At 72.3% G+C, this 23,301-nt stretch carries 24 protein-coding genes; 10 read left to right on the top strand and 14 right to left on the bottom strand.

Annotated features, from left to right (window positions below):
- Window positions 1-8: 8 nt before the first annotated feature.
- From ACYU8V_RS18805 to ACYU8V_RS18790, 4 genes are all read right to left on the bottom strand, one after another.
- Window positions 9-1,790, bottom strand: a complete 1,782-nt coding sequence (locus tag ACYU8V_RS18805) for a hypothetical protein (RefSeq protein ID WP_460849505.1) — start codon at window positions 1,788-1,790, stop codon at window positions 9-11.
- Window positions 1,791-1,911: 121 nt separating this feature from the next.
- Window positions 1,912-2,352 (bottom strand): hypothetical protein, encoded by a 441-nt coding sequence (locus ACYU8V_RS18800; protein WP_460849504.1) that lies wholly within the window; start codon window positions 2,350-2,352, stop codon window positions 1,912-1,914.
- 12 nt (window positions 2,353-2,364) lie between these two features.
- The gene (locus ACYU8V_RS18795; protein ID WP_460849502.1) at window positions 2,365-4,056 is read right to left on the bottom strand and encodes a fumarate hydratase; all 1,692 of its coding nucleotides are present in this window, start codon (window positions 4,054-4,056) and stop codon (window positions 2,365-2,367) included.
- Between the two features lie 72 nt (window positions 4,057-4,128).
- Window positions 4,129-5,397: a choice-of-anchor P family protein gene (locus ACYU8V_RS18790; RefSeq protein WP_460849501.1), complete on the bottom strand. Its 1,269-nt coding sequence runs from the start codon at window positions 5,395-5,397 to the stop codon at window positions 4,129-4,131.
- Between the two features lie 121 nt (window positions 5,398-5,518).
- Here ACYU8V_RS18790 and ACYU8V_RS18785 point away from each other — a divergent pair, with 121 nt between their 5' ends.
- Window positions 5,519-6,097, top strand: a complete 579-nt coding sequence (locus tag ACYU8V_RS18785) for a carboxymuconolactone decarboxylase family protein (protein ID WP_460849499.1) — start codon at window positions 5,519-5,521, stop codon at window positions 6,095-6,097.
- Window positions 6,098-6,099: 2 nt separating this feature from the next.
- Entirely contained in the window at window positions 6,100-6,978 is an 879-nt protein-coding gene (locus ACYU8V_RS18780; RefSeq protein WP_460849497.1) for an RNA polymerase sigma-70 factor, read from the top strand.
- Here ACYU8V_RS18780 and ACYU8V_RS18775 read toward each other — a convergent pair.
- Window positions 6,975-7,655 (bottom strand): YdeI/OmpD-associated family protein, encoded by a 681-nt coding sequence (locus ACYU8V_RS18775; RefSeq protein ID WP_460849496.1) that lies wholly within the window; start codon window positions 7,653-7,655, stop codon window positions 6,975-6,977. The two genes, ACYU8V_RS18780 and ACYU8V_RS18775, sit on opposite strands and share 4 nt — an antisense overlap.
- 49 nt (window positions 7,656-7,704) lie before the next feature.
- Between ACYU8V_RS18775 and ACYU8V_RS18770 the strand changes: the two genes are divergently transcribed.
- Entirely contained in the window at window positions 7,705-8,529 is an 825-nt protein-coding gene (locus ACYU8V_RS18770) for an arylamine N-acetyltransferase family protein (protein WP_460849495.1), read from the top strand.
- A gap of 56 nt (window positions 8,530-8,585) precedes the next feature.
- The gene (locus ACYU8V_RS18765; protein ID WP_460849493.1) at window positions 8,586-10,226 is read left to right on the top strand and encodes a glycoside hydrolase family 13 protein; all 1,641 of its coding nucleotides are present in this window, start codon (window positions 8,586-8,588) and stop codon (window positions 10,224-10,226) included.
- 3 nt (window positions 10,227-10,229) lie between these two features.
- Here ACYU8V_RS18765 and ACYU8V_RS18760 read toward each other — a convergent pair whose 3' ends face one another.
- Complete coding sequence (locus ACYU8V_RS18760) at window positions 10,230-11,066, bottom strand: class I SAM-dependent methyltransferase (RefSeq protein WP_460849492.1); 837 nt, start codon at window positions 11,064-11,066, stop codon at window positions 10,230-10,232.
- Window positions 11,067-11,165: 99 nt separating this feature from the next.
- Complete coding sequence (locus tag ACYU8V_RS18755; RefSeq protein WP_460849491.1) at window positions 11,166-12,071, bottom strand: alpha/beta fold hydrolase; 906 nt, start codon at window positions 12,069-12,071, stop codon at window positions 11,166-11,168.
- A gap of 69 nt (window positions 12,072-12,140) precedes the next feature.
- On the opposite strand from ACYU8V_RS18755, the gene ACYU8V_RS18750 reads away from it, so the two are divergent.
- Window positions 12,141-12,941 carry an esterase/lipase family protein gene (locus ACYU8V_RS18750; protein ID WP_460849490.1) on the top strand — a complete coding sequence of 267 codons (801 nt, stop codon included), beginning with the start codon at window positions 12,141-12,143 and terminating at the stop codon, window positions 12,939-12,941.
- Between the two features lie 111 nt (window positions 12,942-13,052).
- On the opposite strand, the gene glpX is transcribed toward ACYU8V_RS18750, so the two are convergent.
- Entirely contained in the window at window positions 13,053-14,063 is a 1,011-nt protein-coding gene (gene glpX / locus ACYU8V_RS18745; protein ID WP_460849488.1) for a class II fructose-bisphosphatase, read from the bottom strand.
- Between the two features lie 72 nt (window positions 14,064-14,135).
- Here glpX and ACYU8V_RS18740 point away from each other — a divergent pair, with 72 nt between their 5' ends.
- Window positions 14,136-14,726 (top strand): DUF4245 family protein, encoded by a 591-nt coding sequence (locus ACYU8V_RS18740; RefSeq protein ID WP_460849486.1) that lies wholly within the window; start codon window positions 14,136-14,138, stop codon window positions 14,724-14,726.
- Window positions 14,727-14,730: 4 nt separating this feature from the next.
- On the opposite strand, the gene ACYU8V_RS18735 is transcribed toward ACYU8V_RS18740, so the two are convergent.
- Together ACYU8V_RS18735 and xseA are read right to left on the bottom strand one after the other, a co-directional pair.
- Complete coding sequence (locus ACYU8V_RS18735) at window positions 14,731-14,934, bottom strand: exodeoxyribonuclease VII small subunit (RefSeq protein ID WP_460849485.1); 204 nt, start codon at window positions 14,932-14,934, stop codon at window positions 14,731-14,733.
- A complete protein-coding gene (xseA, locus tag ACYU8V_RS18730; RefSeq protein ID WP_460849483.1) occupies window positions 14,931-16,166 on the bottom strand; it encodes an exodeoxyribonuclease VII large subunit in 1,236 nt (411 codons plus the stop codon). Before xseA ends, ACYU8V_RS18735 begins: the two co-directional genes overlap by 4 nt.
- Before the next feature lie 83 nt (window positions 16,167-16,249).
- Between xseA and truA the strand changes: the two genes are divergently transcribed.
- The gene (gene truA / locus ACYU8V_RS18725; RefSeq protein ID WP_460849482.1) at window positions 16,250-17,086 is read left to right on the top strand and encodes a tRNA pseudouridine(38-40) synthase TruA; all 837 of its coding nucleotides are present in this window, start codon (window positions 16,250-16,252) and stop codon (window positions 17,084-17,086) included.
- Entirely contained in the window at window positions 17,083-17,685 is a 603-nt protein-coding gene (locus tag ACYU8V_RS18720) for a class I SAM-dependent methyltransferase (RefSeq protein WP_460849480.1), read from the top strand. Before truA ends, ACYU8V_RS18720 begins: the two co-directional genes overlap by 4 nt.
- Here the strand turns inward: ACYU8V_RS18720 and ACYU8V_RS18715 are convergent.
- From ACYU8V_RS18715 to ACYU8V_RS18700, 4 genes are all read right to left on the bottom strand, one after another.
- Window positions 17,669-18,553 carry a universal stress protein gene (locus ACYU8V_RS18715; protein WP_460849479.1) on the bottom strand — a complete coding sequence of 295 codons (885 nt, stop codon included), beginning with the start codon at window positions 18,551-18,553 and terminating at the stop codon, window positions 17,669-17,671. The two genes, ACYU8V_RS18720 and ACYU8V_RS18715, sit on opposite strands and share 17 nt — an antisense overlap.
- Before the next feature lie 73 nt (window positions 18,554-18,626).
- A complete protein-coding gene (locus ACYU8V_RS18710) occupies window positions 18,627-19,832 on the bottom strand; it encodes an MgtC/SapB family protein (RefSeq protein WP_460849478.1) in 1,206 nt (401 codons plus the stop codon).
- A 75-nt stretch (window positions 19,833-19,907) separates the two neighbouring features.
- The gene (locus tag ACYU8V_RS18705) at window positions 19,908-20,567 is read right to left on the bottom strand and encodes a maleylpyruvate isomerase family mycothiol-dependent enzyme (RefSeq protein WP_460849477.1); all 660 of its coding nucleotides are present in this window, start codon (window positions 20,565-20,567) and stop codon (window positions 19,908-19,910) included.
- Between the two features lie 8 nt (window positions 20,568-20,575).
- Window positions 20,576-21,919 (bottom strand): ABC1 kinase family protein, encoded by a 1,344-nt coding sequence (locus ACYU8V_RS18700; protein ID WP_460849476.1) that lies wholly within the window; start codon window positions 21,917-21,919, stop codon window positions 20,576-20,578.
- Between the two features lie 46 nt (window positions 21,920-21,965).
- Here ACYU8V_RS18700 and ACYU8V_RS18695 point away from each other — a divergent pair, with 46 nt between their 5' ends.
- Window positions 21,966-22,733, top strand: coding sequence for a TSUP family transporter (locus ACYU8V_RS18695; protein WP_460849475.1), 768 nt, complete (start codon window positions 21,966-21,968; stop codon window positions 22,731-22,733).
- Window positions 22,730-23,116 (top strand): pyridoxamine 5'-phosphate oxidase, encoded by a 387-nt coding sequence (locus tag ACYU8V_RS18690; RefSeq protein WP_460849473.1) that lies wholly within the window; start codon window positions 22,730-22,732, stop codon window positions 23,114-23,116. Before ACYU8V_RS18695 ends, ACYU8V_RS18690 begins: the two co-directional genes overlap by 4 nt.
- Window positions 23,117-23,301: the final 185 nt, after the last annotated feature.

Raw genomic sequence — 23,301 nt, 5'->3', positions numbered from 1 at the left:
CGCGGGCCTCACTGCCAGATCTGGTAGCGGACCGTCACGGTGAAGCCCTTCACGTCGTAGTGCTGCCGCGCTGCGGTGCCCGCGGTCCAGAAGACGTACCGGGCGCTGCCGATCCTCTTCACCATCGTCGACGCGGCCTTGCGCGGTCCGGCCCAGGTGCCGGCCCTCGCACCGAGGATCGTCTTGGCCACCTTGTTGTTGCGCGACGGGTCCTCGTAGTACATCACCGCCACCGAGCGGCCGAAGCCCTTCGCGGCACCGCCGTAGGCGCTGATCTGCACGTCCCGGTACGTCGCCGCGGCCGGCAGCCTGACGGAGTGCTCGGTCGCGACCGTGCTGTCGACGCCCGTGGTCGAGCGGCACCGGGTGTTCGCGAAGTAGCCGAGCGAGCCGGCCCACCCGTGCGAGGAGGGTGACGCGAGCCGGGAGCAGCGGCCGACGTACTGGTCGACCTTGGAGGCCTTCGCGGTGACCGTCTTCGTGAAGGTCCTGGCGGCGAGTCGCTGGACCTGCACCTTGAGGGTCGGGCCGAGGTTCCCGTTCGCGTCGCTCAGCTGCACGGTGTAGCCGCCCGAGGGGAGCGGGACCCCGTCCTCGTCGCGGCCGTCGAACTGCGCCTCCCAGGACTGGCCAGGAGTGACGATGCCGGGGAGGAACGAGCGCACCAGCTGACCCGTCGGGCCGAGCACCGTCCAGGTGTCGCCGTCCTCGGCGTTCGCGCCGGTGGCGGTGATCGTGACCAGGTCATCGCCGGCGCCGCTCTCGGGGCGGACGTAGGTGTGCGTCACGTGCAGCGAGCCCGGGTCGATGGTCGGGCCGGTCTTGTCGACCCGGAGGGAGCCGCCCTCGACCGGGACGTCGGTGTACGTGCCGAAGTCGGGGTCGTGGAGCGTCAGGGTCCCGACGACGGTGTAGTCGCCGTCGGGGACGTCCGTGGTGTCGAGCGTGACGGCGATAGGCGTGCCCGCGGTGAGCGATCCGGTGGCCGTGCCACCGCCGCCGACCTGGGTTGCGGGGGAGCCGGTCTCCAGGTGCCACGACAGCGTGTAGGAAGCCTCGGCCGTCGAGGGGGTGGGGTCGACCGTGTAGACCGGGTCGGGCGCGGCCGCGGTCGCCACGCCGACATCGCGCAGCCAGACGGCGCTCGCGGTCCGGCGTACAGCGAGGTCGTGCTCGAGCGGCGCGGTGAAGCCCAGGTCGTTGCAGACGAAGGGGCTGCCGCTTCGGCACCGCGTGATGCGGACGTAGCCGGAGCCATCGGCGTCGGCGGGCAGGACCGTCGTCCCGTTGTGCGCGACGACCGTGTCGAAGCGCTGGCCGTCGCTCACGAAGATCGCGTGGAGGTCGCCGCCGCCAGTGTCGCTGACGGTGATGCTGGGGTCGCCCTGACCGGGGCCGATCGTGCCGTCGTCGAACCAGGTGACCTGGGGCGTGACGTCGGTCGGGGTGAAGGCGGCGCTGGTGGCGAGCGACGAGCACGAGCCGTCGGCGGTCGCGGTGGGGCAGGCGGCGGCCTGGACATCGGTGGTCCCGCTGCCCGAGCCGTATCCCCAGGTCTCGAGGTCGAACGACCCGGTGCCGCCCGCTAGGGTCACCATCGACGTGGCGGTGTCGTTGTCCATCCGCACGAACACGTACGGCTGGTCGCTCGTCACCGTGCCGGTGACGTGCCCGGGCGTCGATGCGTCGAGGTTGGAGAACGTGGGTGCCGCCGGTACGGCGTGCGCGGGCGCGACGCCGAGGACGGTGAGCGGGCCGGCGATGAGCGCGGCGGCGAGCAGTCGACGCATTGGGATCCCCCTGACCGGCGCCGCGTCGGCACCGCGCGAGGATCGTACGACGCCCTCGGGCCGCTCCGTGGGTGAACCGGGATCCGCGCGCGCCTGCCCCGCGACCTCGGAACCGCCCGGGTCAGCGGGCGCGGCCCGGGAGGAGCGAGGCGATCAGGCCGAGCACGGCGAGGAGCGCGCCGCCGAACAGGATCGCCTGGAGCCCGGTCAGGTAGATCGAACCGTGGCCGGGGTAGTGGGCCCACTTCGAGGAGGGCGTGACGGCGACCCGGACCGAGTCGCCGGGCCGGGGGCGGGTGCGCGCGCAGTAGGACAGCCAGCCGGTACGGCGTACGCCGTGCTCGGTCCAGTCGACCTCTGCCGCCGGCCCTCCGATCCGGCCGCACTGGCCCGGCGCCGTGCCGGTGCCGACCGTGGCGGTCACCTCGTGCTGGCGCAGCAGCAGTTGGTCGCGCATGTCCGGGGAGAACGCGAGCCCGACCAGGGCGACGACCACGAGGATCAGTGCGACGAGCACGCACCCGGCCAGGTAGTAGCCGCCGACCTGGCGGACGCGTCGCACCGAACGGGCCCGCTACTCCGCGGACCGCACCCGGATCCCGGTGATCGGGACGGTCACCGAGCCGCCGGGGTCGGCGAAGAAGTCGTTGCCCTTGTCGTCGACCACGATGAAGGCGGGGAAGTCCTCGACCTCGATCTTCCACACGGCCTCCATGCCGAGCTCGGGGTACTCGATGACCTCCTGGCTCTTGATGCAGTCCTGCGCGAGCCGCGCGGCGGGGCCGCCGATGGAGCCGAGGTAGAAGCCGCCGTACTCGTTGCACGCCTCGGTGACCTGCTTGGAGCGGTTGCCCTTGGCGAGCATCACCATCGAGCCGCCCTCGGCCTGGAAGGCCTTGACGTAGGAGTCCATCCGGCCGGCCGTGGTGGGGCCGAAGGATCCGGAGGCCATCCCGGCCGGGGTCTTCGCCGGGCCGGCGTAGTAGACGGGGTGGTCCTTCAGGTACTGCGGCATGCCCTCGCCCGCGTTGAGCCGCTCCTGGATCTTGGCGTGCGCGATGTCGCGCGCCACCACGAGCGGGCCGGTGAGGGAGAGCCGGGTCTTGACGGGGTACGACGAGAGCTGGGCCAGGATCTCGCCCATCGGCCGGTTGAGGTCGACCTTGACGACCTCGCCGCCGGAGATGTCCTCGGCGACACCGGCGTCGGGCATGTACTGCGCCGGGTCGGTCTCGAGCTGCTCGAGGAAGACGCCCTCGCTGGTGATCTTGCCGAGCGCCTGCCGGTCGGCCGAGCAGGAGACGGCGATCGCGACCGGGCAGGAGGCGCCGTGGCGCGGGAGCCGGACGACACGGACGTCGTGGCAGAAGTACTTGCCGCCGAACTGCGCGCCGATGCCGAAGGACTGGGTCAGCTTGAAGACCTCCTCCTCCAGCTCCACGTCGCGGAAGCCGTGCGCGTCCATCGACCCGGAGGTGGGGAGGTTGTCGAGGTAGTGCGCGGAGGCGTACTTCGCGGTCTTCAGCGCGAACTCCGCGCTCGTGCCACCGATCACCACGGCGAGGTGGTACGGCGGGCAGGCGGCCGTGCCGAGGGAGCGGATCTTCTCGTCGAGGAACTCCAACAGCCGCTTCGGGTTGAGGATCGCCTTCGTCTCCTGGAACAGGAAGGACTTGTTGGCCGAGCCGCCGCCCTTGGCCATGAAGAGGAACTTGTACTCGGGCGACTTACCCTCGCCGCCCGGGGTGGAGTAGAGCTCGATCTGCGCCGGCAGGTTGGAGCCGGTGTTCTTCTCGTCGTACATGGTCAGCGGCGCGAGCTGGCTGTAGCGCAGGTTGAGCCTGGTGTAGGCGTCGTAGACGCCGCGCGAGATCCACTCCGCGTCGTCGCTGCCGGTGAGCACGCCCTCGGACTTCTTGCCCATCACGATCGCGGTGCCGGTGTCCTGGCACATCGGCAGCACGCCGCCGGCACTGATGTTGACGTTCTTGAGCAGGTCGAGCGCGACGAAGCGGTCGTTCCCGGACGCCTCGGGGTCGTCGATGATCTTGCGCAGCTGCTGGAGGTGCGCGGGGCGCAGGTAGTGGCTGATGTCATGCATCGCCTCGGCCGTGAGCTGCTGGATCGCCTCGGGGGCGACCTTGAGGAAGGTCCGTCCGTCGGGGCCCTCGACGGTCTCGACGCCCTCGGTGGTGATCAGCCGGTACGGCGTCTCGTCGTGCGAGGTCGGGAGGAGGTCGGAGTACCGGAACTCTGCGTCAGCCACGGCTCGCAGGATATCCCCACGGACGCGCGAGGGCCCGGCCGCCCATCGGCGGCCGGGCCCTCGTCGGGTGGTTCAGCTGATCTGCGTCGCGGCGACCGCCAGCTCGATGACCGCACCGACCGGAAGGTTGCCCTTGGGCGTGCCCAGGGTGATCCGGACCGCGGCGATCTCGTTGCTGTGCGTCGTCGGGTTGCTGGTGCGTGCGTTGAGCACGACCTTGCCCAACCCGGCGACGTTGATCGTCGTGTTCGGGCCGACGTTGATCGGGATGGCGTGACCGGCGACGACGAGGTTCACCGTCGTCATCTTCAGGCTCCGGGTCCAGACCCCGTCCTGCATCCGCCCGTACGCGACGACCTTGATCGCGGTCGCCTTGACCAGACCGCCGAGCAGGTTCAGCCCCGCCACCTGGCTGGTGTTGCGGATGTAGGCGTTGCCGAGCGTGTCCTTGTCGGAGGTGCTCGTCGTGGTCACGGCGCCCGTGGTGAGCACGCCGGGGACGTTGACGGTCGCGGTGGTGCGCAGCAGCGTCTTGTTGTGGCTGCTGTCGAACGGCGTGCCGATGAAGGCGGTGGGGCCGCTCTCGATCCGGGCGAGGTCACCCGCGGCGACCTTGGCCTGCGTGCCGTAGGCCATGCCGTAGAGCACCGCGCCCGGCGACGGGACGGTGTTGCTCAGGAACTGGGTCTCCGGGTTGAGCAGGATCGTCACGTTGGCGGGCATGCCCTGACGGGGCTCGAGCAGGGTCAGGCTGAGCGCCCAGCCGATGTTCGCCGAGCCGGAGCCGTCGTGGGTGCTCTGGCTCCAGTTCATCTGGACGTTCGCGACGCCCGGGATGGTGACCTGGTAGTTCTTCGGGATGTTCAGCGGCAGCTTCACGCCGGCGATGTGGATGCCCGCGAACTGGGTGTTGGCCGAGGTCGTGATCGTGCCCGACGTCGTACCTGTCGTGTACATGTTCGTGGTCACGGCGTCGATGTGGATCAGCCCGGACAGCACGTCGACGTTGGCCGTGCGCGCCCAGGAGTGCAGCGACGTCGTGGTCTCGGTCTTGGTCGCGACCGTGCTGGTCTGCACGGCGCCGGTCTTGACCGCGCCGCCGGCGATGTTGACCGCCGCGGTGCTGTTGGAGCGCCGCGAGCCGTTCGGGCCGCCGGTGATCGTGCTGGCGGCGGTGAGGTCGGAGCTGACCGTGCCGTCACCCAGCCGGACGTACGTGGCGCCCGCGCTGGCCTGGTAGGCCCAGAGCTTGGTGGCCGCCTGTGCCGACGAGGGAACCGCGACGAGGCTCAGCGAGACGCCGAGAAGGAGGAGGAGGGGGAGCAGGAAACGCGTTTTCATGGGAGGGGACTCCGAATCCCGAGGGAGGGGTGGACGTGGAGATGTCGTCAGGATGTCACACGAGGGTTCCGGGCGGTGTCTCCATGCCGACAACGACCGTTACCCCCAACAGGAGGAAGTCATGACCACCCGCATCCCCGCGACCGAGATCGACGGTCTGTACGGCGCCCTCGTCAAGCGGTTCGCCGCCAGGATGTTCGGCCACGTGCCGGAGTCGCTCGGCGTGATGTGGCACAACGTCCCGGTGCTCAAGGCGAGCATGGGCTTCGGCCAGAAGGTGCAGAAGTGGGACCGCTGCGAGGAGAGCCTGAAGTCCTTCGCGCACATGGCGGTGGCGTCCTACATCGGCTGCACCTGGTGCCTGGACTTCAACTACTTCATGGCCAAGGACAAGGGCCTGGACCTCGCCAAGGCCCGCGAGATCCCGCGCTGGCGGGTGTCCACGGTCTTCAGCCCGCTGGAGCGGGAGGTGCTGGAGTACGCCGAGGCGATGAGCGCCACGCCCGTCGAGGTCACCGACGCCATGGTCGAGAGCCTCACCCGTCAGCTCGGTCCGGCCGCCGTCGTGGAGCTGACCAACGTGATCGGCTTCGCGAACCTCACCACCCGCGGCAACGTCGCGCTCGGCATCGAGTCCGAGGGCTTCGCGGCCGCCTGCGGGCTCGCCCCGCTCGCCGAGCCGGCGGTCGTAGGGTCCTGACCATGAGCGAGGACCCGTTCATCACCCACCGCAGCCTGCTGTTCACCGTCGCCTACGAGATGCTCGGCTCCGCCGCCGACGCGGAGGACGTCGTCCAGGAGACCTGGCTGCGGTGGGCGGGCCTCGACGAGGGCGCGCGGGCCGAGGTGCGCGACCCGCGCGCCTACCTGGTGCGGATCGCGACCCGGCAGGCGCTCAACCGGCTGCGCACGATGGCGCGACGGCGCGAGGAGTACGTCGGCGAGTGGCTCCCCGAGCCGCTGCTGACCACCCCCGACGTCGCCGAGGACGTCGAGCTGGCCGAGAGCGTCTCCATCGCGATGCTCACCGTCCTGGAGACCCTCACGCCCACCGAGCGCGCCGTGTTCGTGCTGCGCGAGGTCTTCGACCTGCCCTACGACGAGATCGCTGCCGCCGTCGACAAGTCGGCGGCGGCCGTGCGGCAGGTGGCGCACCGCGCGCGGTCGCACGTCGAGGCGCGGCGGCCCCGGGTCAACGTCGACAGGGGCGAGCAGCGGGCCGTCGTCGAGCGGTTCCTCCGCGCGGTGACCACGGGCGACGTGCAGGGCCTGATGGACGTGCTCGCGCCCGACGTCGTGGTGATCGCCGACGGCGGCGGCTTCGCGACGGCCTCGCGGGTCCCGATCGAGGGCGCCAAGCGGGTGGTGGCGTTCCTGAAGAACTTCCCGAGGATCGTGCCCGACGCGACCGTCGAGACGATCTGGATCAACGGGGCTCCCGCAGCCCGGCTCGACCTGGGCGCGTTCGGGATGACCGCGATCAGCGTCCAGATCGAGGACGGCCGGATCAGCCGGATCTTCACGATGCGCAACCCGCACAAGCTGGAGCGGCTCGACGAGCCGACCCCGCTTCAGCGCTAGTCGCCGGAGGCGGCCGCGGCTGCGGCGGCCGCCGCCCGTGCGACCCACGCCGGCTCCTTGCCGTAGCGCTGGCTGGGGATCATGCGGCCGGCGGCGCAGTCGTCGAGCAGCTGCTGCATCCGCTTCTCGCGGGTGGCCTCCTGCTTGGCCGTGATCACCCAGTTCGCGCACAGGTGCCGGTACGACGGCGTGGCGATCGCCCAGAACGCGCTGGCGGCCGGGTCGGCGGCCAGCCGCTCGGCGTACTCCACGGGGAGCTCGGGCTTCTCGGCCTTCTCGTAGGCGTGGATCGTCGACGGCCGTCGGACCTCCCAGATCGCCAGGCCCGGCGGCTGGATGCGGCCCTCGGCGCGGAGCCGGTCGAACAGGGCGAGGTTGACCTGGGACCAGTTGCTGGTGGGCTTGCGCGGGGTCCAGCGCTGGCGGATCGCGTCCTCGTCGATGCGCTCGATCCTGGAGTCGATCCAGCCCCAGCACAGCGCCTCGGGGACGGCGTCCTCCCAGGTCAGACCGCGGTCGGCGACGTGCTTCTTGCGCAGCCCCATCCAGAGCTCGGTCTCGGTGGCGTGGCAGCGCTCCAGCCAGGCGCGGAACTCGGCGGCGTCGGCGAAGAAGCGGGCCGGCCGCTCCGGCGTACCGCCGAGGCGACCGGGGAGCGATGACTGCTCGTCGGGCATGGCGCCAGCGTGCCATCCCTCACCGACAGGCGCGTCCTAGAGTGAGCGCGTGCTGGACGAGTGGCAGGTGGCCGACCTGGACCTGGGGGCGTACCTCGCCCGGGTCGGCGTCGAGCCGAAGGAGCCGAGCGTGATCGCGCTCGGCGAGCTGCACGAGGCGCACGTGCGCACGTTCACCTTCGACAACATCGACGTGCTGCTGGACCAGCACCCCGGCGTCTCCCTCCCCGCGATCGCGGAGAAGTTCCTCGGGCGCGGCCGTGGGGGCTACTGCTTCGAGCACGGCTCGCTGTTCGCGGCCGTGCTGGAGCGGCTGGGGTACGACGTACGCCGCCAGCTGGGCCGCGTCGACAGCCCGACCGGGGTCGCGGCCCGTACCCACCTGACCGTCGGGGTCCGCCTGGGCGAGCGGTGGTGGCTGTGCGACCCGGGGTTCGGGATGAGCCTCATCCGGCCGATTCCGCTCGACGACGCCCGCGAGGCCGACCACTACGGCTGGCGTAGCCGGGTCGTGGCCGCGCCGGAGGTAGGCGGGTTCGAGCTGCACCGCGAGCGCGACGGCGGGTGGCAGCGGCTGCACACGATCGACCTGCTCCCGGTCCACCCGTCCGACATCGTCGAGGGCCATCACTTCACCAGCACCTTCCCGGGCTCGCACTTCCGGTCGGGGCTCATGGTGGCTCGCTACGTCGACGACCGCCACGTCACCCTCACCCACCAGACCGTCACGATCCGACAGGCCGGCCGGCCGACCGAGCACCGGCAGCTGCGGCCCGAGGAGGTCGGTGCCTGGCTGGACGAGCTCGAGGTGGCGCTGACCGCCGACGAGGGTCGCCGGCTGCACGCCAGGATCCGGGAGCTCGTCGCCCCGTAACAGGCCGTAACAGGCCGCGTCTTGGGCGCCCCTCATGCCCCTGGCAGGGTGGAGCCATGGCTTCGGAGCAGCACAGCGAGTGGTGGCGTGACGCCGTCATCTACCAGGTCTACCCGCGCAGCTGGGCGGACGGGGACGGCGACGGCGTCGGCGACCTGCCCGGCATCACGAGCCGGTTGGAGCACCTGGTCGACCTCGGCGTCGACGCGATCTGGCTCTCGCCCTTCTACACCTCGCCCCAGAACGACGCCGGGTACGACGTCGCCGACTACCGCGACGTCGACCCGCTGTTCGGCAGGCTGGCCGACGCCGACGTGATGATCGGTCGCGCCCACGAGCTCGGGCTGCGCGTCATCGTCGACCTGGTCCCCAACCACTCCTCCTCGGAGCACCCGTGGTTCCAGGCGGCCCTCGCCAGCCCGCCCGGTAGCCGCGAGCGCGCCCGCTACCTGTTCCGCGACGGCAAGGGCCCCGGCGGGGACGAGCCGCCGAACAACTGGCCCAGCGTGTTCGGCGGGCCGGCCTGGGAGCGGGTCGAGGACGGGCAGTGGTACCTCCACCTCTTCGACGCCTCCCAGCCCGACTGGGACTGGACCAACCCCGAGGTCCGCGAGGAGATGGAGTCGGTCATCCGGTTCTGGCTCGACCGCGGCGTCGACGGCTTCCGCGTCGACGTGGCGCACGCGCTGGTCAAGGAGCCCGGCCTGCCCGACCAGGACATGACCCTGGACGTGCAGAAGGTGGAGACCCGCGCGTTCCCGATGTGGGACCGCGACGGCGTCCACGACATCTACCGGCGCTGGCGCACCCTGCTCGACGAGTACGACGGCGAGCGGATCCTCTGCGCCGAGGCCTGGGTGACGCCCAACGAGCGGCTGGCGCGCTACGTCCGCCCCGACGAGATGCACCAGACGTTCAACTTCGACTTCCTCCTGACGCCGTGGCGCGCGCCGCTGCAGCGGGCCGCGATCGACCGGTCGCTGTCCTCGACCGGTGCCGTCGGTGCGCCCGCCACGTGGGTGCTCTCCAACCACGACGTCCCGCGGCACGCCACCCGGCTCGGCTTCCCGCCCGCGGACTCGGTCTCGATCGCGGGCATCGGTGCCGACGACCCGCAGCCGGACGCGGCGCTCGGCCTGCGCCGGGCCCGCGCGGCGACCACCTTGATGCTGGCGCTGCCCGGCTCGGCGTACCTCTACCAGGGCGAGGAGCTGGGTCTGCCCGACGCGACCCGGCTGCCCGACGAGGCGCGCCAGGACCCGACCTACGAGCGCTCCGGGCACCGCGAGCGTGGCCGGGATGGCTGCCGGGTTCCGGTGCCGTGGCACAGCGGTGCGCCGTCGTACGGCTTCGGGCCGGGGGAGGCGAGCTGGCTCCCGCAGCCCGAGGAGTACGGCGCCCTCGCGCCCGACCTCCAGGACGGCGACCCGGACTCGACCCTCGAGCTCTACCGGACGCTGCTGCGGGTGCGCCGGGAGCGGGGGCTCGGGCGGTCGACGCTGTCCTGGGCCGACGACACGGGCGAGGAGCTGCTGTCGCTGACCCTCACCACCGAGGCCGGCACCACCGCGGTGCTGGTCAACTTCGGGGCCGACCCGGTCCCGATCCCGGACGGTGCGGCGGTCCTGGTCGCCAGCGGGCCGCTCGCCGACGAGGGCGTGCCGTGCGACACGGCGGTCTGGTTGCGACCCGCCTGACCGCTACGCCTTGACGGCGAAGAAGCACAGGTGGCCGGTCACGACCAGCTTGCGCGCGTTGCGCAGCTTGTTGCCGTCACCGGGGTTCTCGACGTCGATGTGGTGGTTGAAGCCGCTCTCGGTGTGGAACGACCGGCCGAAGGCGGGCGGGCCGAACAGGGTGCGCAGCACCATGCTCGCGCCGTCGATCCCGGGCCGCAGCTCGATGTCGCCGAACCCGTGGTCGCGGAAGACGGTCACCAGGCCGTAGGGCGTCCAGTTGAAGATCGACTCCGCGTGGTACGGCTCCAGGAAGCTCACCGAGCCCGCGAACACGCCGCCCGGGCGCAGCACCCGCGCGATCTCGCCGACCGCCTGGTCGGGGTGGCGGACGTGCTCGAGGACCTGCTTGGAGAAGCACAGGTCGAAGGAGCCGTCCTCGAAGGGCATCCGGGTGCCGTCGTACGCCACGAACCGGACGTCGTCGCCGGTGTGCCGCGACTTGACGGGGACGGAGAAGTCGATGCCGGTGTAGCTGAGGTCGTCGATGATCTCGCGCAGCTCGGGCAGCCGGTCGCCGGACCCGGCGCCGAAGTCGAGGATCTGGATCCGGCCGTCGGTGCGCGGCACCTGCTCGAGGTTGCGCTGCAGCAGGCTGAGGGCGGTGAACTGGCGGGTCGGTCCGCCCGGGATCGCGTCGCCGATGCGGCGCATCAGGTGCCGGGCGGGGTCGGGCCGGCGGCCGGGGCTGCCGGCGTTGGCGACCTTCGTGGGGGCGGCCGGCGCGCTCGTCGTGTCCGTGCCGCCGCGGCGCAACCTGCGCAGCAGCGACCTCGGCTCTGAGGTGTCGGGGTTGCTCACGGTGCGCCCTTCCGGGTCTCGGCAGGCCCGCCGATCGACGGGCCCGCCCACCGTAACCGACGCTCGGTCGGCTCCCCGGGAGGCCCGGAGCAGGCGCGGTCAGGCGTGCGCGCGGTCGGCCGTGCGGCAGATGGCGGCGACGAAGGTGTCGAACAGCTCGACCGGCAGGTCGTGCCCCATGCCCGCGATGAGCAGGATCTCGGCGCCCGGGACCGCCGCCGCGGTGGCGCGACCACCGGAGACGTGCACCATCTTGTCCGCGAGACCGTGGACGACGGTGACCGGGATCCGGAGCTCGCCGAGGCGGGCGGTGCGGTCCGGCTGGGTGAGGACGGCGAGCATCTGGCGCATCACACCCTCCTGGGAGATGCCGCGGTCGTAGGTCTCCCCGGCCCGCTTGCGCAGCTTCTCGTCGGTCTGCTGGTAGCCGGGCGAGCCGATGATCCGCCACACCTTCTGCGCCGCGTCGAGGTAGGCCTCCCGGCTCGGGCCGCGGCGGGCGAGGAGCAGCGGGATGAGCGAGGGGTGCGGGCCGCCGACCCGGCGGCTGCCGGTCGTCGACATGATGCTGGTCAGGCTGAGCACCCGCTCGGGCTGCTCGATCGCCATGGTCTGGGCGATCATGCCGCCCATCGACACGCCGGCGACGTGCGCTGCGGGGATGCCGAGGTGGTCGAGGAGGCCGAAGGCGTCGCCGGCGAGGTCGGAGAGGCCGTACGCCGCCCGCGCGCCGCCGCCCACGAACGCGCGGATCAGGGTGTGCGGGCGCACCCGGCCGCGGCCGCGGCTCGAGCGCCCGGTGTCGCGGTTGTCGTAGCGGATGACGTAGAAGCCCGCCCGGGCCAGCCGCTCGCAGAGGTCCGGGTCCCACCAGGTCATCGGGCCGCCCAGGCCCATCACCAGCAGCAGCGGGTCGGCCGCCGGGTCGCCGAAGGTCTGGTAGCAGACCTCCAGGTCGGCCGACAGCGGTGCGAGGAGCTCGGGGGACGTCTCGACGGTCTGCACGGATCCAGTGTGACCCGAAGATGCTTGATATGCCGATGGTTGTTGGGTCAACAACGTAACATCGGTGATGTGAGTCACACTCTCGCGCCGTTCCTGCTGCCCGCCGGGTTCAGCCCGCCGCCGCTGCGCGCCCTGCTCCACGAGGCCAGCCTGGTGGAGGAGGCGGGTCGCGCCGTCGTACGCCGAGGTGCGGGGGTGGTGCGCCGCGCGGAGCCGCTCGGTGACGGCGACCCGGTGCTGCTCGTGCCCGGCTTCCTGGCCGGCGACTGGACGCTCGGGGGGCTCTCGGACCGGCTACGGCGCGAGGGCTTCCGCACCTACCGGTCGACCATCCACGCCAACATCGGCTGCACCCTCAACGCCGCCGCCCTCGTCGAGGCGCGGCTGGAGTCGATCGTCGAGCGGCGCGGGCAGCGGGTGCAGATCGTCGGGCACTCGCTGGGCGGGATGATCGCCCGCGGTCTCGTCGTACGCCGCCCGGACCTGGTCTCGGGCATCGTCACCATGGGCAGTCCGATGCAGGCGCCGGCCGCCCACCACGCGCTGCTGACCGGCGGCGTACGGCTGCTGCTGCGGCTGAGCGCCGCGGGCATCCCGGTCATGTCGACCGATTGCGTGTCCGGCCGCTGCGCGCACCTGTCCTTCACCGAGAGCCGCGAGCGGCTGCGCCCTGGCGTCGCGATGACCAACATCTACTCGCGCCGCGACGGCATCGTCGACTGGCGCGCCTGCCTCGACCGGCAGGGCACCGCCGTCGAGGTCACCGCGTCCCACATCGGGATGGCGTTCGACCCGCGGGTCGGGGACCGGGTGGTGGAGGGGCTGCTGGCGAACCGGGTGGCGGCGGAGGACCTCGAGCAGATCGCCTGACCACGTCCCCGATGCCGGCTGTCTTGCGGCCACGAGAGCCGGGCCAGCTACGTCAGACAACGCCGCGCGGCAGCGCGGCGCGAGGAACGAGCGACGCGCTCGCGCCATCAACTAGTCGAAGTTGACCGCGGAGAACGCCCGCAGCTTGACCAGCTTGTGCTCCGAGGTGATCGTCCGGACCGTCCCGCTCCGCGACCGCATCACCAGCGACTGCGTCACCGCGCCACCACCCCGGTAGCGGACGCCCTTGACCAGCTCGCCGTCGGTGATGCCGGTCGCCACGAAGAAGCTGTCGTCACCGGTGACCAGGTCGTCGGTGGCGAGCACGAAGTCGGGGTCGAGGTTGTGGCCGGCGTCCAGCGCCTTCTGCCGCTCCTCGTCGTCCTTGGGCCAGAGGCGGCCCTGGATGGTGCCGCCGATGGCCTTCATCGCGCAGGCGGCGATGATGCCCTCCGGCGTACCGCCGATGCCCATGAGCAGGTCGACGCCGGTGTCGGCGCGCGCCGCCATGATGGCGCCGGCGACGTCGCCGTCGGTGATGAACTTGATCCGCGCGCCGGTGGCGCGGATGTCGTCGACGAGCTGGTTGTGGCGCGGCCGGTCGAGCAGCACGACGGTGACGTCGGAGGGGTTGGACCCCTTGGCCTTGGCGACCTGGTGGATGTTCTCGGCGACCGGGTAGCGGATGTCGACGACGTCGGCGGCCTCGGGGCCGGTGACGAGCTTCTCCATGTAGAAGACGGCCGACGGGTCGTACATGGTGCCGCGCGGCGAGGCGGCCAGCACGGCGATCGCGTTGTTCATGCCCTTGGCGGTCAGCGTGGTGCCGTCGATCGGGTCCACCGCGATGTCGCACTCGGGGCCGGTGCCGTCGCCGACCTGCTCGCCGTTGTAGAGCATCGGGGCGTCGTCCTTCTCGCCCTCGCCGATGACCACGGTGCCGTTCATGGCGACCGAGGAGATCATCACGCGCATGGCCTCGACGGCCACGCCGTCGGCGCCGTTCTTGTCACCGCGGCCGACCCAGCGGCCGGCGGCCATGGCGGCTGCCTCGGTGACCCGGACGAGCTCCAGGGCCAGGTTGCGGTCGGGGTTGGACGGCTCGACGGCGAGGGCTTCCATACCGCGAACCTTAACGGCTTCTGGGGCATCCGCTGCCGGGCAGCACCCACCGTGGATGGACAATGGTCGGCGATGAGTACGACGGAGCACACCGGCCGGCCGGGCAAGTACCAGCGATCCGCCTTCGGGCTGGTGGTCGCGATGGTCACCACCGTCGTCGCGGTCGTCGCGGTCCTCGCGTTCATGGGGCTGTTCCGGCACACGACGGTCACGAAGCCGCAGGCGCTCGACTACCGCGAGGCGGTGACCGCGGCCCAGCAGGGCAGGCTCGACGTGGTCTACCCGTCGACCCTGCCGGAGGGCTACATCGCCACCCAGGCGCGGGTCCCCGACGACAACGACGGGTTCGAGATCGATCTGCTCAAGGGCGACACCGCCGACGCCGACTTCATCGGCATCCGCACCGCCCGCAAGGCCAACATCGCAGCGCTGGTCCACCAGGACGTCGACGCGAATGCCGCCAGCACGGCGTCGTACGACGTCCCCGCGACGATCGCCTCGCCGGTCGCCACCACCTGGAGCGGCTGGCAGGAGGGCGGCAACAGCGGGTACGCCGCCGAGGTCGGCGACCTGACGGTGCTCGTCTACGGCTCGGCCCCGGCCGCCGACCTGCAGCAGGTGGTCGACCTGCTCAGCACGGCGCCCCTGAAGCGGGCGAAGTAGCGGCTCAGTCCTCGTCGCCGGCCGCGACCACGGCGTCGAGCTTGGCGCGGGCACCGTCCAGCCACTCCTGGCAGACGGTCGCGAGCTTCTCACCGCGCTCCCACAGCGCGAGCGACTCCTCGAGGCTGGTGCCGCCGGCCTCGAGCTGCTGCACCACCTCGATCAGCTCGGCGCGCGCCTCCTCGTAGCTCGGTCGCTCGTCAGTCATGCGTTCTCCCCATCGATCTGCTCGATCCGGTCGGTGGTCACGTGGATGCGGCCGTCGGCGACCCGCACGCTCATCGCGTGTCCGGTCCTGACGCCGGCCACGCTGGTGATGACGTGCCCGTCGGCGTCCTGCAGGACGGCGTACCCACGCTGCAGGGTGGCCAGCGGCGACAGCGCGCGGGCGCGCGCCCGCTGGTGCCCGATGTCGTCGGCGGCGCGGTCGAGCCGGTGGGTCAGCGTGCGGCGCATCCGCTCGCGGGCCGCGACCAGCTCGTCCTCCTTGCTGGCGAGCAGGTTCCGCGGGTCGGCGAGGGCCGGCCGGGACCGGATCGCGTCGAGGCGCGCCTGCTCGCCGGCGAGCAGCCCGGCGAGGCTGCGCCGCGCCCGCTCCCGCGCCTGTCGTACGCCGTGCAGCTCCTGCACCACGTCGGGCACGACCAGCTTCGCGGCGTCGGTCGGGGTCGAGGCGCGCAGGTCGGCGACGAGGTCCAGCAGCGGTGCGTCCGGCTCGTGGCCGATCGCCGACACGACGGGGGTCCGGGCGGCGAAGACCGCGCGCACCAGTCCCTCGTCGGAGAAGGGCAGCAGGTCCTCGACCGAGCCGCCGCCGCGCGCGATGACGATGACGTCGACCTCGGGGTGCGCGTCGAGGCGGCCCAGCGCCTCGATCACCTCCGCGGCGGAGCGCTGACCCTGCATCGCGGCGTACGCGATCTCGAACGTGACGCCGGGCCAGCGGCGGGTGGTGTTCTCGACGACGTCCTTCTCGGCGGCGGAGTTGGGCGCGGTGATCAGCCCGATCCGGTTCGGCAGGAACGGCAGCCGACGCTTGCGCTCGACCGCGAACAGGCCCTCGGCCGCGAGCAGCTGTCGACGGCGCTCGAGCCGGGCGAGCAGCTCGCCGAGCCCGACCATCCGGATCGTCCGGGCCTGCAGGGAGAGGGTGCCGCGGTTGGGGTAGTACGACGGCTTCGCCTGGATCACCACGCTGGCGCCCTCGGTCACCGGCGTCTCCAGGCCGTCGAACAGCACCCGCGAGCAGGTCACCGGGACCGAGATGTCGGCGATCGAGTCGCGCAGCGTCATGAAGACCGTCTGCAGGCCCGGGCGCCGGCTGATCTGCGCCACCTGGCCCTCGACCCACACGACGCCGAGCTGATCGATCCAGCCAGCGATCGCGTTCGCGATCTGCCGGACCGGAGCGGGCTGCTCGGCGGACGTCTGCATGGCCACGGCCCTCACCCTATGTGCGGTCGTCAGGTTGAGCGGGCCGGATGGTGCACCGCTCAACCTGACGACCCCGATAGCCTCGGGGCGTGCGCGTCCGGATCGACCTTGCCTACGACGGCACCGACTTCAAGGGCTGGGCCGCGCAGCCGCTGCTGCGCACCGTGCAGGGCGAGCTCGTCGCGGCGCTGGAGACGGTGCTGCGGGTCGCACCCGGCACGATCCGGGTGACCTGCGCGGGTCGCACGGACTCCGGTGTCCACGCGCGCGGCCAGGTCGCGCACTGCGACCTGCCCGCCGAGGTGGAGGACGGGACGGTCGAGCGGTTGGCGCGCCGGCTCAACGGCGTACTGCCCGGGGACCTGCGGATCCACTCGCTCGCGCCCGCTGCCGAGGGCTTCGACGCGCGGTTCGCGGCGCTGTGGCGGCGCTACGCCTACCGGATCGCGGACGCGCCGGAGCTCGTGGACCCGCTGCGGCGGCGGTACGTCGTGACCTGGCCGCGGCCGCTCGACGTGGACGCCATGAACGCCGCGGCGTCCCGCCTGGTCGGGCTCAACGACTTCGCTGCCTTCTGCAAGCAGCGCGAGGGCGCCACCACGATCCGCACCCTCGAGGAGCTGTCCTGGTCGCGCGACGCCGACGGGCTGCTGGTCGGCCACGTGCGGGCCGACGCCTTCTGCCACTCGATGGTGCGGGCGCTGGTCGGCTGCCTGGTCGCCGTGGGGGAGGGGCGGCGCGACGCCGACTGGGCCGCGGCGATCCTCGCGGGTCGCCGTCGTGATCCCGAGGTCAAGGTGATGCACGCGCACGGGCTGACGCTCGAGGAGGTCGGCTACCCGGCCGACGAGGAGCTCGCGATGCGCGTCGAGCAGACGTCGGCGAAGCGGCAGACCGCGGAGCTGGATGGGGTGGATGAGGGATGAGCGAGGACCACTACTTCTCGGCGGACCCGGCCGCGGCCTTCCAGCGCGCCCCGGTCTCGGCGCACGTGTGGGGGCACGACCTGGACCTGGTCAGCGGGTCGGGCGTCTTCGCGCAGGGCCGCGTGGACATCGGTACGTCGGTCCTGTTCCGCGAGACCGAGCCACCCACCGGCGGCCGGATCCTCGACCTCGGCTGCGGGTACGGCGTCATCGGGCTGGCCTGCGCGGTCGCGGCCCCGTCGTCGGTGGTCACCGCTGTGGATGTCAACCGTCGGGCGCTGCTGCTGGCCCGGGAGAACGCCGAGTCGCTCGGCGTGGCGGACCGCTTCTCGGCCTACGAGCCGGACGAGGTGCCCGCCGACGCGACCTTCGACGAGATCTGGTCGAACCCGCCGATCCGGATCGGCAAGGACGCCCTCCACGAGCTCCTGCTGACCTGGTTGCCGCGGCTCGCGCCCGGCGGGCGCGCGGTCATGGTGGTCGGCAAGAACCTCGGCGCCGACTCGCTGCAGCGCTGGCTGGGCGACCAGGGCTGGCCGGCCGAGCGGCTCGCCTCGGCCAAGGGCTTCCGGGTCCTGGAGGTCACCGCCGCCGGTTAGGTACGACGGCGACCGGGCAGGTCGCCCGCTGCACGAGGTGCGTCGCCACCGACTGCAGGAAGAACTCACCGAGCAGTCCGTGGGAGCGCGCGCCGACGACGATGAGGTCCTTGCCGTCGGCGCGCTCGAGCAGCTCGATCTCGGCGGAGTGGTGACCGACGACCACCTCGACCTCCACGTCCGGGTACTTCTCGCACAGTCCGGCCGACGCCTCGGCGATGAGGCGGCGTACCTCGTCCTCGTCGATCTCGAGCACCGCCGCGTAGCCGCCCTCGGGGACCACCGGTCCGAGCAGCCAGTCGCTGTGCACGATCGTCAGCCGCGCGCCCTGGCGCGACGCGGCGTCGAACGCGAACTCGAGCACCGGGAGCGCACGCTCGGTGTCGTCGATCCCCGCGATCACGCCGTTGCCGGTCGGCGCGTGCTCGCCCGGACGGACGACCATGACCGGGCACCGCGCATGGCGGGTCAGGTGCAGCGCGACCGAGCCGACGTGCGAGGGCCCGAACATGCCCCGACCGCGGGTGCCGACGACGACGAGGTGGGCGCGCTCGGAGAGATCGGTGAGGATCTCGCGGGCGTCGCCCAGCACGATGTGGCTGTCGATCTCGACACCGGGGCTCTCCTCCTGGAGCCGGTGGACCAGCGCCATCAGCTCCGAGGCAGCGGCCTTGTGCAGCGGGGTCTCGAACGCGGCGAGGTTGCGGGCCCAGTAGTAGGCGTCCAGCGGCGCGATGGCGTGCACGAGGTGGAGAAGGCGGTGCTCGGAGGCAGCCATCGCGGCGGCGACGCTCGCCGCCTGGGTGGAGTGCACCGATCCGTCGACGCCGACCACGATGCCGTTGAGGTGGGGGAGGTTCTTGTCCATGACCCCACCCTGCGCCGGCCGCGACCGAGGTGTGCAGCGGCGAAGGTCACCGGTCGGGGGACGAAGGTCCCGCTCACGTGAGCCCGAGGGTCGCGGCCACCGCGACAGCCGGTACGACGTGTCCGCCGAGCACCGCGGCCGCGAAGGTCCGGTCGCCGGCGGTGAGGGCGGCGACCGCCTTGGCGAGCGTGTTCGCGCCCAGGCCCAGGGCGATGGCCAGCACCGCGGTGTCCGGAGGGATCCGCCCGTCGTGGACCAGGGTCGCGACCGCGACGCCGGCCGCGTGCGCGTCGGCCAGGCTTCCGATCACGGTGCTGGTCGTGGCCCCCGCTGCCCCGAACCGGTGGTCCATCCACGTGGCGAGCAGCAGGACCAGCGAGATGACGGCCGCGAGGACCAGTGCGGGGGCGAGCGCGAACGGGCGTCCCGCCGGTGCGTGGTCGGCGCGCGCCGGCGTACGACGTGCCAACCACCAGGTCTCGGCGGCGAGGACCAGACCGGCGGCTGCGAAGGCCGGCGCCAGCCGGGCCGCGACGTCGGCGTCCGCGACCGAGACGACCACCGACATGAGGACGAGCGTCGAGATGCTCGCGGCGAGGGCGCCGGCGACCGCGGCGGACCTGGGGATGCCGCCGGTGCGGGCGCGGCTGCCCATCGCGCCGACGGTGGCCGTCCCGGAGACGAACCCTCCCGCGATGCCGGCGACGACGAGTCCGCGGGAGGCTCCCAGCGCCCGCGTGGCCGTGTAGCCCACCCAGCCGACGGTGGTGACCAGCACGACCAGCAGCCAGATGTGGCGCGGCACCCACACGCCGTACGGTCCGAACCGTCCCGTCGGCAGCAGGGGGAGGACGATGAAGGCCGCGACGAAGAGCTTCAGGGCGTCCTGCAGCTCCAGCTCGGTCATGGTCTCGCGGACGAAGCGGTGGATCCGGTGCTTGGCGGCAAGGAGCACGGCGGTCGCCACGGCGAGCCCTGCGGCGAGCGCGGTGTGGGTGACGGTCAGCGCCCCCAGCGCGGCGGTCAGCACCAGGGCGATCTCGCTGGTCAGCCCGCGTGCGCTCGAGCGCAGGTAGAAGACCGATGCCAGCATCGCGACGCCGAGCAGGCAGCCGGCCGTTGCGGTGTCACCGAGGTGGGCGCCGACGCAGCCGAGGAGGGCCGCCACGGCGTACGTGCGGATGCCGGGGCCGCCGGTGGTCGCCTTGGTGCGCTCGCGTTCCATCCCGATGACCAGGCCGACGGCGAGCGCGACCCCGGAGACGAGCCATGGCTGCATCTGACCAGCGTCGGTCGCGGGTCCGGCGCGCGGCAGGGTCGGGTGACCCGGGCCGGGGTGACGTTCGTCCCGGCGTCAGGGCGTGAGAGCGACGGAGGCGAGGAGCGCCCCGACCCCGGCGTCCGGTGCCGGGGTGCGCTTCCACAGGGTCAGCAGCAGATCGGCCGCCGTGCCGGTGAGCTCGATCGGGTCGCCGCCGCCGATCTCCGTCGTCCGGCCGACGTCGGTGGCGGTGAGGACCAGCGTCCTCGCCAGAGGCTCGGTGCGGCCGAGTCGGACCTGGCGCGGGTAGAACATCGTCGCGACCTCGTCGACGCCGTCCCAGGCCAGCTCGGGCCGCGGCTCCCAGAGGTCGCCCCGGCCGGTGGCGAGGAGGGCGTCGTACAGGTGGATCAGGGTCTCGTGGACCTGGCGGCGCTGCCAGAAGCCGACGGTCCGATCGGGGCCGAAGGTCCAGGCGGGTGCGGTGGGGTCGGTGTCGAGAACGGAGGTCAGGCGGCCCGCCGCGGCCCGGTAGGCAGCGACGAGATCGTCGGCACCGACAGGCTCCGAGCTGCCGTTCGGGTCGCCCTCGGTGACGGCGTGCGCCGCCCAGAGGTGGACCTCGCGGACGTGGTTGCCGAGGTCGGCCAGCGACCAGCCGGGACAGCTCGGCACGGGCGCGTCGAGGTCGCCCCGCGCCAGCTCCGCGGCGAAGCCGTCGGTCAGTGACGTCAGCTCGGCGATCCAGTCCATGCCGTCGATCATGACAGCGACGGCGGCCGGAAGTCCGGCAGGAACTCCTCCATGATCGCCCGGAACGGCGCCTCCGCCTCGAGCTGGCTGAGCACCCCGACGCCACCGAGCCAGGTCCGGTGGATGAGCACGTACGACGGCGGCAGGTTCAGCTTGATCGTCACCGTGTACGCCGGGTCCCGCGGGTTGTTCAGACGCTGGAACTGCTCGCGCATCCACTCCCGGCTGAACCGGAACTTCTCGACGAGCGTCGGGTCGACGAACGGCGCGAGGTAGTCCATGAGCAGCTGCGGCTCGATCCGGATCCGGTCCTTGAGGAAGCCCTCCTCGCGCAGTCCGGCGATCAGGGCGTCGCCGTCGCCGGCGGCGCAGAGCGTGATCAGCCGGCCCATCGGCGCGGGGAGACCCCGCTGCGGCAGGCGGGCAACGGCGCCGTAGTCGAGGACGCCGATGCGGCCGGGGCTGCCGTCCTCGTTCGGGACGATCCGGAAGTTGCCCGGGTGCGGGTCGGCGTGGAGCAGACCGGTGCGGGCGGGCCCGGAGAACAGGAAGCGGGTGAAGATCTCGCCGTAGTGGTCGCGCTCCTCCGGGGTGCCGTTCGCGATGATCGCGGCCAGCGAGCTGGTCGAGTCGAGCCACTCGGTGATGAGGACGCGCGGACCGACGGCGACGACGTCGGGCACGACGATGTGCGGGTCGCCCCGGAAGGCCTCGGCGAACTGGCGCTGGGCATCGGCCTCGAGCTCGTAGTCGAGCTCCTCGCGAGCGCGGGCCTGCACCTCCTCGACGAGCGGCTTCATGTCGACGCCGGGGATGAGCGGGCCGATCGCCCGCGCGGCGCGCGCGAGGGTGCGCAGATCTGCCATGAGTGCATCGCCCGCGTTGGGGTACTGCACCTTCACGGCGACCCGCCGCCCGTCGTACCAGCGACCCTCATGGACCTGGCCGATGGACGCCGCGGCGGTGGGGGCGCCGTCCAACCAGACCAGCTTCGTCTGCCAGTCGTCGCCGAGGTCCTCGGCCAGGGTGTCGCGCACGGTCTGGGTCGGCATCGGCGGTGCGGAGTCCTGCAGCCGGGTCAGCTGCTCGCGGTACGGCGCCGCCATCTCCTCGGGCAGCGCCGACTCCAGCACCGACAGGGCCTGGCCGAACTTCATCGCACCGCCCTTGAGCTCGCCGAGCGTGCGGAACAGCTGCTCCGCCGTACGCTGCTGGATCTCGCTCATCACCGCCTCGGCCGGTGCGCCGCCGAGGCGCCGGCCGAAGCCGACCGCGGTCCGCCCCGCGTGCGCGAGCGGCAGCGCCGCCAGACGGGCGGTCCGGGCGGCAGCCTTGCGGGGGAGGTCGGCCATGTGCCCATTCTGACGGGCCGTCTGCAACGGTGCAGGATGTTTCGCGATGCCTGACCCGTCCGTCCTGCCCCTGCTCGCGCTCGCGGCCCTGGCCGCCGGGTTCGTCGACGCCGTCGTGGGCGGCGGGGGACTGGTGCAGCTGCCGGCGCTGCTGCTGGGCCTGCCCGGTGTCGCGCCGGTGCAGGTGCTGGCCACGAACAAGCTCGCGTCGGTCTGCGGGACCTCGGTCGCGTCGGCGACGTACTACCGCCGCGTCCGCCCCGACCCGCGCACGTTCGGGCCACTGATGGCGTGTGCGCTCGTGGGTGCGCTCGGAGGGGCGGTGATCGCCTCGCACCTCCCGGCCGCGGTGTTCCAGCCGGTCGTGCTGGTCGTCCTGGTGGTCGTCGGTCTGTACGTCGTGCTGCGTCCGACCCTCGGCGCCGCCACGTCGCTGCGGTTCTCCGGGCACCGGCACGTCCTCGCCGCGATGGGGGTCGGGTTCGTCATCGGTGTGTACGACGGTGCCCTCGGCCCGGGCACCGGCAGCTTCTTCGTGATCACGCTGGTCGGCCTGCTCGGCTACGACTTCCTCGAGGCCTCCGCCAAGGCCCGCCTCGCGAACTGGGCCACCAACATCGGGGCGCTGCTGCTCTTCGTGCCTTCCGGCGCCGTGCTGTGGCGGCTCGGGCTGGTGATGGGGCTGTGCAACCTGGTCGGTGGCTACCTGGGCGCGCGGGTCGCGGTGTCGCGGGGGGCGCGGTTCGTCCGGGTGTTCTTCATCGTGGTGGTGTCTTGCTTCATCGTGCGGATCGGGTGGAGCGTGTTCGGGTGAGCATCAAGGTGGACCTGGACGAGCTGGCTCGCATCGTCGGCGAACGGGGGAGCGGCTACCTGCTCACCACGTCCTCGCCGTCGGTCAAGGTGGTGACGGTGGACCCGGTGGTCTTCGACGGGGTCATGCGGGTGATCGGTCCGGGAGGCGGCACGCTCGCCAACGTGGCCGCCAACCCGGTGGTCACCCTGGTCTTCCCGCCGGCGGAGGTCCACGGCTACACGCTGCTGGTGGACGGGTCGGGGGTGGTCGCGGGCGAGGACGTGGTCATCACCCCGTCGGCTGCCGTCCTGCACCGTCCCGCCGCCCATGCCGACGGGCCGCTGCCTCCGGAGGGGTGCGGGCACGACTGCTCTCCCGTCGCCTCGTCGGTGGTCGAGTAGCCCGAGCCGTTAGGCGGGGGCGTATCGAAACCAACTCCTGCTCCGGGGCTGGTGTCGGGCGGCCGCACCTTAGCTCGTCGTCACCCGCCGTCAAGGACGCCTTCGGCGCCGCTGCGCGGCCGCTGCGCGGTCCTTGACTGCGGGTCCCGGACGACGAGCTGGACGGCGCGACAACGGCACGGGCT

This window comes from Nocardioides ultimimeridianus, assembly GCF_054777895.1.
This window is presented reverse-complemented; position numbering and strand designations above follow the sequence as displayed.